At 73.4% G+C, this 11,835-nt stretch carries 12 protein-coding genes; 6 read left to right on the top strand and 6 right to left on the bottom strand.

Features of this window, described 5'->3' with window-relative positions; all coding sequences use genetic code 11:
- Positions 1–199 (bottom strand): hypothetical protein (locus tag PUR71_RS03320; protein ID WP_329924780.1); only part of this gene is annotated, 199 nt, incomplete at its 3' end.
- A gap of 164 nt (positions 200–363) precedes the next feature.
- On the opposite strand from PUR71_RS03320, the gene PUR71_RS03315 reads away from it, so the two are divergent.
- The 6 genes from PUR71_RS03315 to PUR71_RS03290 all read left to right on the top strand — a co-directional run bounded on the left by PUR71_RS03315 (position 364) and on the right by PUR71_RS03290 (position 6,380).
- The gene (locus PUR71_RS03315; RefSeq protein WP_329924779.1) at positions 364–1,944 is read left to right on the top strand and encodes a S8 family serine peptidase; all 1,581 of its coding nucleotides are present in this window, start codon (positions 364–366) and stop codon (positions 1,942–1,944) included.
- 90 nt (positions 1,945–2,034) lie between these two features.
- Positions 2,035–2,229, top strand: a complete 195-nt coding sequence (locus PUR71_RS03310; protein ID WP_329924778.1) for a DUF3046 domain-containing protein — start codon at positions 2,035–2,037, stop codon at positions 2,227–2,229.
- Between the two features lie 185 nt (positions 2,230–2,414).
- A complete protein-coding gene (locus PUR71_RS03305; RefSeq protein WP_443077333.1) occupies positions 2,415–3,632 on the top strand; it encodes an AI-2E family transporter in 1,218 nt (405 codons plus the stop codon).
- A 175-nt stretch (positions 3,633–3,807) separates the two neighbouring features.
- Positions 3,808–4,929 (top strand): recombinase RecA, encoded by a 1,122-nt coding sequence (recA, locus tag PUR71_RS03300; protein ID WP_329924777.1) that lies wholly within the window; start codon positions 3,808–3,810, stop codon positions 4,927–4,929.
- Between the two features lie 8 nt (positions 4,930–4,937).
- The gene (locus PUR71_RS03295; protein WP_329924776.1) at positions 4,938–5,990 is read left to right on the top strand and encodes a regulatory protein RecX; all 1,053 of its coding nucleotides are present in this window, start codon (positions 4,938–4,940) and stop codon (positions 5,988–5,990) included.
- A gap of 57 nt (positions 5,991–6,047) precedes the next feature.
- Positions 6,048–6,380 (top strand): hypothetical protein, encoded by a 333-nt coding sequence (locus PUR71_RS03290; RefSeq protein ID WP_329924775.1) that lies wholly within the window; start codon positions 6,048–6,050, stop codon positions 6,378–6,380.
- Here the strand turns inward: PUR71_RS03290 and PUR71_RS03285 are convergent.
- From PUR71_RS03285 to PUR71_RS03265, 5 genes are all read right to left on the bottom strand, one after another.
- Positions 6,361–8,100 (bottom strand): FAD-dependent monooxygenase, encoded by a 1,740-nt coding sequence (locus PUR71_RS03285; RefSeq protein WP_329924774.1) that lies wholly within the window; start codon positions 8,098–8,100, stop codon positions 6,361–6,363. The genes PUR71_RS03290 and PUR71_RS03285 overlap by 20 nt on opposite strands.
- A gap of 140 nt (positions 8,101–8,240) precedes the next feature.
- Complete coding sequence (locus tag PUR71_RS03280; protein ID WP_329924773.1) at positions 8,241–9,092, bottom strand: amino acid ABC transporter permease; 852 nt, start codon at positions 9,090–9,092, stop codon at positions 8,241–8,243.
- A 73-nt stretch (positions 9,093–9,165) separates the two neighbouring features.
- On the bottom strand, positions 9,166–9,816 hold the full coding sequence (locus PUR71_RS03275; protein WP_329924772.1) for an amino acid ABC transporter permease: 651 nt from the start codon (positions 9,814–9,816) through the stop codon (positions 9,166–9,168).
- A 45-nt stretch (positions 9,817–9,861) separates the two neighbouring features.
- Entirely contained in the window at positions 9,862–10,761 is a 900-nt protein-coding gene (locus PUR71_RS03270) for a glutamate ABC transporter substrate-binding protein (protein WP_329924771.1), read from the bottom strand.
- 122 nt (positions 10,762–10,883) lie between these two features.
- Complete coding sequence (locus tag PUR71_RS03265) at positions 10,884–11,657, bottom strand: amino acid ABC transporter ATP-binding protein (RefSeq protein ID WP_329924770.1); 774 nt, start codon at positions 11,655–11,657, stop codon at positions 10,884–10,886.
- Between the last annotated feature and the right edge of the window lie 178 nt (positions 11,658–11,835).

Genomic DNA, 11,835 nt, shown 5'->3' with positions numbered 1-11,835 from the left:
TCTTGCCGGAGCCGGTGGGGGCGACCACCAGGACGTCCGTCCCCCGCCCGATGGCGCGCCAGGCCTCGGCCTGGGCGGTGGTGGGCGCGGGGAAGGCGCCGGTGAACCAGGCCCGGGTGGCCGGGGCGAACCCGGCGAGCGGGTCGTCCTGCGGTTCGTCCGGCCGGTCGGCCGGCGGGGTCTGCTGCTGGGACGCCATGCCCCCATGGTGCCGGGTGGGACCGACAACCGGGCGGACGGGTCGGGCGGTGCGGCGGGAGGAGGTGTAACTGAAGGAGCAAAAAAGACAATCCGCTCATATCGTGATGATTCCAGCACATGATCACCCGCGTGCCCGCGGGGCCGACGAGCGGAGACCGTGCGATGGCGCAGGCGCACCCGTCCGGAACAGGTCCCGCCCGCGCCCCCCGCCGCCGGGTCCGCGGGCCCGTCCGGGCGCTGTTCGCGATGCTGCTCACCGCGCTCGTGGTCGGCGGCGCCGTGCCGTACGTGTCCGGCGGCGGCCGGGCCTACCTCAGCTACCTGGTGCTGGCCGACGAGGACGACGCGGCCGGTGCCGCCCGGGCCGGGGTCGAGACCCGCGCGGCGGGCGGGCAGGTGGTCCAGGAGTACCCGCAGATCGGGGCCGTGCTGGCGTACGCCCCCGGCGGGTTCGCGGACGTGGTGCGGGCCAGGCCCGGCATCGCGGCCGTCGGGGCCACCCGCACCGCGCCGGTGGTCGGCCCGCCGCGGCCGCTGGACGGCGCCGGGGACTTCGCGGCCGGCACCGAACGCGCCGGGCGCAGCAGCGCGGACCGGTCGGGCGGGGCGGAGCGCTCCGGCGGGACCGACACCGCCGAACTGTCCGAGCGACAGGAGGACACCACCCTCACCGTGCCCGACCCCGCCGAGCACGACGACTGGAACCTCGCCGTGCTCGGCGCGCCCGGCGCCCGGCCCGGTGACGCGACCGCCGCGCCGACCGGGCCCGCCGCCGGGCCGGCGCCGCAGGCGCTGCACAAGGTGCTCGTCGCGGTGCTCGACTCCGGCGTCGACGACACCCACCCCGACCTCAGGGCCGCCGTCGATCCCAAGTCCTCGGCCTCGTGCGCCGACGGGCGCCCCGATCCGCGCGCCGGCTCCTGGCGGCCCGACCCCGGGGTGGGCGAGAGCGGCCACGGCACCCACGTCGCGGGGATCGTGGGCGCCGTCCGGGACGGCCGGGGCGTCACCGGGGTCGCGCCGGGCGTGCGGATCGCCGCCGTGCGGCTGCTCGGACCGCTCGGCCAGTACTACGCGGAGAGCATCGTCTGCGGCATGGTGTGGGCCGCCGACCACGGCGCCAAGGCGATCAACAACAGCTACTTCGCCGACCCGTGGAAGTACAACTGCCCGGAGGACCGCGACCAGGCCGCGCTGATCGCCGCCGTCGGCCGGGCCGCCGCGTACGCCCAGCGCAAGGGCGCCGTCGTCGTCGCCTCGGCGGGCAACGACGGGCAGGACCTCGGCGCGGCCAGGGCGGACGAGCGCAGCCCGAACGACCGGGTGTCCGGCCCCGCGCAGTCCCGCCGCCTGGGCACCGAGTGCATCCGGCTGCCCGGCGAGCTGCCCGGCGTCGTCACCGTCACCGCCGTCAACCGCGACGGCCGCCCCGCCTCGTACTCCAACTACGGGCGCGGCAAGGTCTCGCTGGCCGCGCCCGGCGGGGACCCGGACGGCGGGCCGCAGGGCGCGATCGTCTCCGACTGGCCCGGCGGGCAGTACGCGGCGCTGGCCGGCACCTCGATGGCGGCCGCGCACGTGACGGGTGCGGTCGCGGTGGCCGCCGCGCTCCATCCGGACTACGACGCGGCCGGGCTCGCCGCCCTGCTGGCCAGCACGGCCGAGGCCACCTGCCCGCCGGGGCCGTACGCCTGCGGGGACCGGCAGTACTTCGGCGCGGGGCTGCTGGCGCTGCCCCGGTAGGCGCGCCTGCCGCCGCCGCGCTGGAACGGGCCCGGTGGCCGGGCTGACGCGCCCGGGGGCTCCGGAGGCCGGTCCGGGATACTGGACGGCATGAGGTTGACGGAGTTCTGGCGACGGATGTACGAGCACTTCGGGGAGACGTACGCGGAGTCCTTCGCCTCCGACCACGTGATGAGCGAGCTCGGTGGGCGGACGGTCCGGCAGGCGCTGGACGCGGGCTGGGAGGCCAAGGACGTCTGGCGGGTGGTCTGCGAGACCCAGGGAGTCTCCACGCTGCTCCGCTGAGCGGTCAACGGCCGTCCGCCACGTGACGGCCGGATGTTGCCGTACCGGCCTTGCCCATCGGGCGGATGGGACAGACTGTCCGGGTGACAAGCGACGCAGAACAGCAGAATTCGGACAGGTCGGCCGAGGAGCAGGCCGGTGTGTCGAGTGGGCCGGGTGCGCCGGGTGTTTCGGATGCGCCGGGTGTGTCGGGCGCGCCGGCCGGGGCTGCGGACGGGGACGGCGGGGTGCGGGGCGGCGAGGGGCTCTGGGGCGGCGGGATGCCGCGCTGGCTGCCCCGGGCGATGGTGCTCGGCTTCGTCCTGTTCGGCCTGTTCCAGCTCGCGGACTGGGCGTTCCGCCAGCTCATCGACCTCTTCGTGATGCTTCTGGTGGCCTTCTTCCTGTCGCTCGCGCTGGAACCGGCCGTCGACCGGATGGCCGCGCGCGGGGTGCGCCGGGGCGTGGGGACGTTCCTGGTGTTCGTCGCGGTCGCGGTCGCCGTCCTCGGGTTCCTGGCGGCGCTCGGCACGCTGCTGGTGGACCAGGTCGCGAAGATCGCGGGGGACCTGCCGCACCTGGTCGACAACCTGATCACCTGGGTCAACGGGACCTTCCACCAGGACGTCTCGCTGGGCGAGCTGCAGAAGAAGCTGCTCAAGGACTCCGGCACGATCGAGGGTTACGCGCAGCAGGCCGCCGACAACGTGTGGGGCCTGTCCTCCACCGTGATCGGCGGCCTCTTCCAGGCCTTCACGGTCGGGCTGTTCACCTTCTACTTCACCGCCGAGGGCCCCAGGGTGCGCCGGACGGTCTGCTCGCTGCTGCCGCCGGCCAAGCAGGGCGAGGTGCTGCGGGCCTGGGAGATCGCGCTCGCCAAGACCGGCGGCTACCTGTACTCGCGCGCGCTGCTCGCGGTGGTGTCGGCGGCCGGGCACTGGGTGATGTTCGCGCTGCTGGACCTGCCGTACGCGGCCGCGCTGGCGATCTGGGTCGGCGTCATGTCGCAGTTCGTGCCGACCATCGGGACGTACCTCGCGGGCGCCCTGCCGGTGCTGGTGGCGCTCACGGCGGAGCCGGTGGACGCGCTGTGGGTGCTGGTGTTCACGGTGGTGTACCAGCAGGTCGAGAACTACCTGCTGCACCCGAGGATCACCGCGAGGACGGTGGACGTGCACCCGGCGGTGGCGTTCGGGGCCGTGATCGCGGGCGCGGCGCTGCTGGGAGCGGTGGGCGCGCTGATCGCCATCCCGGCGGCCGCGACGCTGCAGGGCTTCGTCGGGACGTACGTGCGGCGCTACGAGGTGGCGACCGACCCGCGGATCGACCGCGGGGAGCAGCGGCGGGCCCGGCGGGAGCTGCGCCGGGAGGCGGCCAGGCGGCTGCGGCGGATGGTCGGGGGCGGGCCGGACGAGGCGGCCTGAGCCACCCGGGCCCGCGCGCCCGGGTGGCGTGCGACGCTTGAATCGAACAGATGTTCTTTGTACTCTCCGGCGAGGAGTTTTCCACAGGCGGAGCCCGGTCGGGCTCGTTTGTCAGTGGGACGCGCTAGCGTCGAGGACGATGAAGCGCACAGCACAGAACCCGAAGGAAAAGGCCATGGCAGGTACGGACCGCGAGAAGGCCCTAGAGACCGCACTCGCCCAGATCGAGCGGCAGTTCGGCAAGGGCTCGGTGATGCGCCTCGGCGAGAAGGCCAACGAGCCGATCGACGTGATCTCCACCGGGTCCACCGCCCTGGACGTCGCCCTCGGGGTCGGTGGCATCCCCCGGGGCCGGGTGGTCGAGATCTACGGCCCCGAGTCCTCCGGCAAGACCACCCTGACGCTGCACCTGGCGGCCAACGCCCAGCGGGCCGGCGGCACGGTGGCGTTCGTCGACGCGGAGCACGCGCTCGACCCGGAGTACGCCAAGAAGCTCGGCGTGGACACCGACGCCCTGCTGGTCAGCCAGCCGGACACCGGTGAGCAGGCCCTGGAGATCACCGACATGCTGATCCGCTCCGGCGCGATCGACCTGGTGATCATCGACTCGGTCGCCGCGCTCGTCCCGCGCGCCGAGATCGAGGGCGAGATGGGTGACTCGCACGTCGGTCTGCAGGCCCGTCTGATGAGCCAGGCGCTGCGCAAGATCGCCGGTGCGCTGAACCAGTCGAACACCACCGCGGTGTTCATCAACCAGCTCCGCGAGAAGATCGGCGTCATGTTCGGCTCGCCGGAGACCACGACCGGTGGCCGCGCGCTGAAGTTCTACGCCTCCGTCCGCCTCGACATCCGCCGGATCGAGACCCTGAAGGACGGCACCGAGGCGGTGGGCAACCGCACCCGCGTCAAGGTGGTCAAGAACAAGGTCGCCGCGCCGTTCAAGCAGGCCGAGTTCGACATCCTCTACGGCGTCGGCATCAGCCGCGAGGGCGGCCTGATCGACATGGGCGTCGAGCACGGCTTCATCCGCAAGTCGGGCGCCTGGTACACCTACGAGGGCGACCAGCTCGGCCAGGGCAAGGAGAACGCCCGCAACTTCCTGCGGGACAACCCGCAGCTCGCCGACGAGATCGAGCGGAAGATCAAGGGCAAGCTCGGCATCGGCCCGAAGGTCGAGGAGCCGGCCGAGGGCGCGGCCGACACCGCCGCCGCCGCTGACGGCGCCGCCAAGCCGATCACCGCGACCGCCGCCAAGACGGCCGCGGCCAAGAAGACGGCGGCGGCCGCCAAGGCCTGAGCCCGTTGATGCAGCACGACGAGGTGGGCGCCGCCGGCCCGGCGGCGCCGGAGGACGACGACCACGGGCCGCCGGACTGGTTCGCCGCCGTGGCGGAGGAGCCGGATCCGGAGCCGTCGGCGACCGGCCCGGCCCGGCCGCCCCGCCGGCGGGAGCCGCGGTCGGCGGGGCGAGGGGCATCCGGCGCGGAGCCGGAGTTCGACCGGGCGTCGGTCCGGGCGGTGCGCGGCGCGGCGCCCGGACCGACGCCGGCGGAGGGTCTGTCCGACGGGCTCGGGCTGGTCTCCGCCTCCGAGCTGCCCACCGGCCGCCGGCGGCGCCGCTCGGCGCTGGCCGAGGAGGCCGGCGGGCACGCGGACCACGACGACCACGTGGCACAGGCGTACGAGGGGGAGGCGGCCGGTCACGGGGGTGCGGCCGCCTTCGCCTCGCGCGGGCGGACGACCGCACGGCCGGGTGGCCGGTCGGGCGGACGCCGGCGCGCCGAGCGCGCCGAGCGCACCGAGCCGGACGGCGAGCAGGCCCGGCCGCGCGAACCGAAGCGGGGCAGGGCCGAGGAGTCCGTCGATCCCGAGAGCCGCGCCCGCGACATCTGCCTGCGACTGCTCACCGGCGCCGCCAAGAGCCGCAAGCAGCTCGCCGACGCCCTGCGCAAGAAGGAGATCCCGGAGGACGTCACCGACCGGGTGCTCAACCGGCTCGAAGAGGTCGGGCTGATCGACGACGCCGCCTTCGCCGCGGCCTGGGTGGAGTCCCGCCACGCCGTCCGGGGCCTGTCCAGGCGGGCGCTCGCCCAGGAGCTGCGGACCAAGGGCGTGACCGCCGACCTGGTCGAGCAGGCCGTGGCCCAGCTCGACCACGACGACGAGACGGAGGCCGCCCGCGCCCTCGTCGACCGCAAGCTCCGCAGCACCCGCGGACTGGACCCGCAGGCCCGGATGCGCCGGCTGGTCGGGGTGCTGGCCCGGCGCGGCTACTCCGAGGGGCTGGCCTTCCGGGTGGTGCGCGCGGCCATCGAGGACGAGGCCGCGGCAGAGGCCGCCGAGGAGGACGCGGAGTAGGGCCGCCGAGGAGCTCGTGATCGGCGGCATCGAACCGGAGGACGCGCACCGGACGTGATGAGGATCGCGGTGGGGCACGGCCGCGCCTTCGAGGCCGTCACCGGCGTCAACCTGATCGTCGGCGACGACACCCCGGCGTCGGTGCAGCCGTCCTGCTTCGACCCGGTCCGCCGGGAGACCGCCCGCGCGCACGAGGGCGTGGCCGAGGTGTACGCGATGCAGGCCGGGCGCCAGGTGCGCGTCATGGTGCCGCCGGAGGTCGTCGACGACCTCGGTGCCGGGCTGATCGCCCGGGAGGTCGCCCGGCGGGTGTCCGGGGAGCCGACCCACCCGGGGCAGATCCGGGTGACGGTGGTCAGGGAGAGCCGGGTCACCGAGGTGGCGCGGTAGAGGGGTCGAGCCGCTCGGGGACGGCCTCCGGGGCCGGCTCGGCCCCGGGCTCGGGCGCGCCGGTGAGCGGCGCCGGGCCGCCCCGGGCGCGGTCGGCGAGCGCCAGCAGGTCCTCGGCGGCGGCGCCCTGGGTGACGCCCACGAGGTGCCCGTCCGGCCGGATGAGCAGCACGGTGTGCGGGCCGGCGTCCGGGTACTCCTCGGTCACGAGGACCTCGGCCGGGACGGGCAGGGCGTTCGCGACCTCGGCGAGCCGGGGCATCAGTCCGGCGCCCAGCCAGTGCTCGGCGGACCAGACCGCGGTGCCGGGGGCGACCAGCAGCAGCAGGAAGGTCGAACCGAGCCGGGCGTGGAGGTGGTCGGGGCTGCCGTCGGTGGAGAGCACCGGGAGGTCCGGCACGAGCACGCCGGGGGCGGTGGCGGGCAGCAGCTCGCTGAGTGAGGTGGTGGTGCGCGCGCCGCGCTGGACCGGCACCCGGCCGGGGACGCCCGAGGGCGCCGCCGGGTAGGCGGGCGCGCCGCCGAAGCGGCCGGAGCCGAGCTGGCCGTCGGCGAGCAGCGGCGCGTGCTTGCGGAAGCCGCCGACGAGCAGCGAGCGGCGGGTCTGCTGCCAGCCGCGCAGCGGGCGCAGCAGCGGCATGGACTGGTCGACGGCGCGCAGCCGGGCCCCGACGGCGCCGCGGCGCTCGGCCTCGTAGCCGTCCAGGAGGGAGCCGCCGGGCTGGGGGCCGCCGGAGTGGAGGTGCCAGGCGAGGGCGAGCCGCCAGGCGAGGTTGTCGGCGTCGCGCAGCCCGTCCGCGAGGTTCTGCATGCCGAGGGCGCCGTGCAGGTGGGCGGCGTCGCCGGCGAGGAAGCAGCGGCCGCTGCGGAAGCGGGCGGCGAGGCGCTGCTGGGCGGTGTGGTCGGCGGCGGCGAGCAGCTCGAAGCGGGGGAGTTCGCCGCACCAGCCGGTGAGGCTCGCGGTGACGCGGTTGAGCAGGGTGTCGCCGGTGACGACGCCGGGCCAGGTGGCGTGCGGGTCGACCTGCTCGGTGGGAGCCGGCCGGCCGGGCGGCAGGCGCCAGTCGAGCCGCCAGACGCCGTCCGGCAGGGGACGGGCGGAGGCCTCGCGGTCGCCGCGCCACGGCGGCTCGCGGTGCAGCCGGGCGCCGTCGAAGGGCAGGTCGACCCGGACGGTGGCGATGGCGTTGCGGTCGACGGCCGGGCGGCCGGGGAAGCGGATCTTGAGGAGCTTGCGGATCGTGGAGCGGGCGCCGTCGCAGCCGACCAGGTGGCTGCCGCGCCACCAGGTGCTGGCGCCGTCCTGGGTGCCGTGGGTGCGGACGCTGACCCCGTCGCGGTCCTGGACGAGCTCGGTGACCCGGCTGAGCGGGACGAGTCTGACCAGCGGGGTGCCGGTGAGGGCGTCGCGCAGGCCGCGCTGGAGGCGGTGCTGGGGCAGGTGGAAGGTGGGCGAGTCGGTGAGGTCGATCCGCAGCACCTCCTGGCGGCGCCGCCAGATGGCGAAGGAGTCCCACAGGGCGGCGTCGGAGACGGCCCGGTGGTAGCCGATCCGGGTGAGGAAGGCGGTGGAGTCGGCCCCGAGGACGACGCTGCGGGGGCCCTCGGGGCAGAGCCCGGAGCCCTCGTCCAGGACGACGGTCGGCACCTCGTGCCGGGCGAGCGCCAGGGCCAGGGCCAGACCGACCGGTCCGGCCCCGACCACGATCACCGGGTCCATGCCGGGCCCTGCGGGAGCGGGTGGACCGTTCGGGCCCGGAAGGCCGGGCATGGGCAGGCCGTCAGGCTGGCGTCATATGCCGCGTGGAAGCTCCCGGGAGGTGTCACGAAGAGCAATGCAACAGTTCACCTGCGTGTCCGTCAAGCAGCAGCCGAAGTGCGCCGGTTCGCGCCGCGACGGCCGCGTGCCTCGATCCACCGGGCGAGCGCGGTGAGCAACAGGCACATCGCGACGTAGATCGGACCGATCACCAGGACCACGGGGATGTAGGGGAAGCCCGCGGCGTTGATCGGCTGGCTCGCGATCGCCTTACCGACGAACAGCAGCTCGTGGTAGGTGATGATGAAGCCGAGCGAGGTGTCCTTCAGGGTGACGACCAGCTGGCCGATCATCGTCGGCAGCATCGAGCGGACCGCCTGCGGCACCAGGATGCCGGCCATCACCTGGGTCTTGCGCATCCCGAGGGCGTACGCCGCCTCGGCCTGGCCCCGGGGGACGGCGTTGACGCCGCTGCGGATGATCTCGGCCTGGACCGCGCCGTTGTAGAGGGTGAGCCCGAGCACCAGCGCCCACATCGGGTCCTTGGCGAAGAACGCGTAGTAGAGCGCGACGATGAGGATCAGCAGCGGCATCGCCCGGAAGAACTGGACGATCGCGGTGCACACCCAGCGCACCGGCTTGTGGTCGGACAGCCGTCCGGCGGCGAGCAGCGAGCCGAGGGCGAGCGAGAACAGCGCCGCCAGGCCGAAGGCCTTCAGGGTGGAGACCAGGCCGTCCACGATCCGCTGCTGGATGGTGTTGTACTGGAAGACGTCCCAGAGCCCGGCGTCGAACTGGCCGTTGTCGGCGAGCGCCGTGACGGCGTACCAGACCAGGCCGGCGATCGCGACGAGCGACAGCACACCGAACAGCCGGTACCGTGCGCGGGCCTTCGGGCCGGGAGCGTCGTAGAGGACGCTGGCGGTGGAGGGGCGGGTGAACAGGGAGCTCATGCGCCGACCTCGCTTCGCTCGGCGGGGGCATTCGCCCGTGCGCGCTTACTCATGACTCGCTCGCTTCGCTCGCTCATCGGGCCACCGCCAGTCGGGACTCCAGGACGCGGAACAGGGTGGCGACCACGGCGCTGATCACCAGGTAGGCGCAGGCCACCCAGAAGAAGATCGAGAAGATCGAGTAGCCGCGCTCGGAAAAGGTCTGCTGCGAGCTGTACAGCTCGGCCACGCTGAAGGCGCCGGCGATCGCCGAGTTCCTCGGCAGGGCTATGAACACGCTGCTCATCGGGGCCAGCACGGTCCGGGCGGCCTGCGGCAGGACGACCAGGGTGAGCGTCTGGCCGAAGGTCATGCCGAGGCTGCGGGCGGCCTCGGCCTGGCCGAGCGGCACGGTGTTGATGCCCGAGCGCAGCACCTCGCAGACGAACGAGGCGGTGTACCCGCCGAGCGCCAGTGTCGCGAAGGTGAGGTGCTCGAAGTGCACGTCGAGCGCGGGCAGGCCGAACTCGACGGCGAAGAACAGCAGGGTCAGCGGGGTGTTGCGGAAGATCGTCACCCAGCCGGTGCCGAAGGCGCGCAGCACCGGGACCGGGGAGACCCGGAAGGCCGCCAGCAGGGTGCCCAGCAGCAGGGCGAGCAACGCGCTGAGGGCGCTCAGCTCGATCGTCTGCAGGAAGCCGTCGCGGAACAGCGTGAAGTTGCCGTCCTCGAACAGGAAACCCATCCGGCGGCCCTCCTCTCAGGAGCGGTAAGGAATCGGGCGGGTGGATCAGTAGCGCTCGAGGGCCGGCGGGGTGGGCGCCGCGGAGCCGGAGAGGCCGAGGGTCGCGTCGTACGCCTTCTTCCAGTCGCCGTTGTCCTGGTGCGCCTTGATGGAGTCGTTGATGGCGTTGCGCAGGGCGGCGTCGTCCTTGTTGAGGCCGACGCCGTACTTCTCCTCGGTGAACGGCTGGCCGACCACCTTGAGCTTGGGCGCGTACTTGGAGGCGTAGCCCTTGAGGATGGCGTCGTCGGTGGTGACGGCGTCGACCTCGCCGGACAGCAGCTTCTCGACGCAGGCCGAGTAGGTGTCGAACTGCGTGATCTTCGGGTTGTACTGCTGGATGTTCTTGATCGACGTCGAGCCGGTGGCGGTGCAGACGTTCTTGCCCGCGACGGAGTCCTTGCCGGTGATGTCCTTGTTGTCGGCCTTCACCAGCAGGTCCTGGCCGGCGATGTAGTACGGGCCGGCGAAGGAGACCGACTTCTTGCGCTCGTCGTTGATGCTGTAGGTGCCGACGTAGAAGTCGATCTGGCCCTTGGCGATGGCGGGCTCGCGCTGCGAGGAGACCAGGGTCTGCCACTTGATCTGCTGCGGGGTGAAGCCGAGGTCGGCGGCGACCATCTTGGCGATCTCGATGTCGAAGCCGCTGCGGTCGCCGCTGGCGACGTCCTCCCAGCCGAGGAACGGCTGGTCGGCCTTGGCGCCGATGATCAGCTGGCCGCGCTTGTGGGCCTCGGCGAGCACCGCCGAGTCGACCTTGACATCGGTCTTGACGGTGTAGGTCGGCAGCGCGGGGGCGCCGCTGGGGGTGGCGGCGGCGTCGGGCGAGCCGTCCTTGCCGCACGCGGCGGTGGCGGTGAGCGCGACGGCACAGAGCGCGACGGCGAGGGTGCGACGAGTCCTCATGAGGGTTGTTCTCCTGGGGGCTGGGCCACGGGGTCAACCGGGCTCTGGCGTCTGGAAGTTGTGCGCAGGGCTGGGCCGGCCGGCGCCGTTGCCGGGCCGGCCTCGCGAGGGGAGGCGGAGCGTCAGTGGTGCAGGATCTTGGAGAGGAAGTCCTTGGCGCGCTCGGAGCGCGGCGCGGTGAAGAAGGCGTCCGGGGTGTTCTGCTCGACGATCTTGCCGTCGGCCATGAACAGCACGCGGTTCGCGGCGGAGCGGGCGAAGCCCATCTCGTGGGTGACGACGACCATCGTCATGCCGTCGGCGGCTAGCTGGCGCATGACCTCCAGCACCTCGTTGACCATCTCCGGGTCGAGGGCCGAGGTGGGCTCGTCGAAGAGCATCACCTTCGGCTTCATGGCCAGCGCGCGGGCGATCGCCACGCGCTGCTGCTGGCCGCCGGACAGCTGGGCCGGGTACTTGTCCGCCTGCGCGCCGACGCCGACGCGCTCCAGCAGCTCCCGGGCCGTCTTCTCGGCCTGCGGGCGCGCCACCTTGCGCACCTTGACCTGGCCCATGACCACGTTCTCCAGCACGGTCTTGTGGGCGAACAGGTTGAAGCTCTGGAACACCATGCCGACCTCGGCGCGCAGCCTGGCCAGCTCCTTGCCCTCGGCGGGCAGCGGGCGGCCGTCGATGGTGATCGTGCCGGAGTCGATGCTCTCCAGCCGGTTGATCGTCCGGCAGAGCGTGGACTTGCCCGAGCCGGAGGGCCCGATCAGCACCACGACCTCGCCCTGGGTGATCCGCAGGTCGATGCCCTGGAGCACGTGGAGGGCGCCGTAGTGCTTGTTCACGCCGTCCAGCACGACCAGCGGAGCGGCTGCGGACTTCGAGTCCGTGATCGGATTCCCGGTCATCGAGCCTGCTCTCTCGTTCGGCCCGCGAAGTCTGAACTCCCTTGGGCTGCAATGGTGGTACGAAATCCGGGGGCCGCAGCCGGCGGAGCCGCAGCCCCCGGTGGGCCGACCATAGGAGCCGTGACGATCCCCCGTCAGCCGATCTGAGCGGAACTTGAGCATCACGAAACGGCCACAC

This window comes from Streptomyces sp. SP17BM10, from assembly GCF_036322405.1.
GTDB lineage: Bacteria > Actinomycetota > Actinomycetes > Streptomycetales > Streptomycetaceae > Kitasatospora.
The sequence above is the reverse complement of the archived record's forward strand: the minus strand, read 5'-3'. Positions and strand labels throughout refer to the sequence as shown.

Bases quoted from the DNA above. Each gene is read 5' to 3' on its own strand.
- PUR71_RS03315 (WP_329924779.1), top strand. From the start codon at position 364: ATGGCGCAGGCGCACCCGTCCGGAACAGGTCCCGCCCGCGCCCCCCGC.
- PUR71_RS03280 (WP_329924773.1), bottom strand. From the start codon at position 9,092: ATGAGCTCCCTGTTCACCCGCCCCTCCACCGCCAGCGTCCTCTACGAC.
- PUR71_RS03295 (WP_329924776.1), top strand. From the start codon at position 4,938: ATGCAGCACGACGAGGTGGGCGCCGCCGGCCCGGCGGCGCCGGAGGAC.
- PUR71_RS03285 (WP_329924774.1), bottom strand. From the start codon at position 8,100: ATGGACCCGGTGATCGTGGTCGGGGCCGGACCGGTCGGTCTGGCCCTG.
- PUR71_RS03265 (WP_329924770.1), bottom strand. From the start codon at position 11,657: ATGACCGGGAATCCGATCACGGACTCGAAGTCCGCAGCCGCTCCGCTG.
- PUR71_RS03270 (WP_329924771.1), bottom strand. From the start codon at position 10,761: ATGAGGACTCGTCGCACCCTCGCCGTCGCGCTCTGTGCCGTCGCGCTC.
- PUR71_RS03310 (WP_329924778.1), top strand. From the start codon at position 2,035: ATGAGGTTGACGGAGTTCTGGCGACGGATGTACGAGCACTTCGGGGAG.
- PUR71_RS03275 (WP_329924772.1), bottom strand. From the start codon at position 9,816: ATGGGTTTCCTGTTCGAGGACGGCAACTTCACGCTGTTCCGCGACGGC.
- recA (WP_329924777.1), top strand. From the start codon at position 3,808: ATGGCAGGTACGGACCGCGAGAAGGCCCTAGAGACCGCACTCGCCCAG.
- PUR71_RS03290 (WP_329924775.1), top strand. From the start codon at position 6,048: ATGAGGATCGCGGTGGGGCACGGCCGCGCCTTCGAGGCCGTCACCGGC.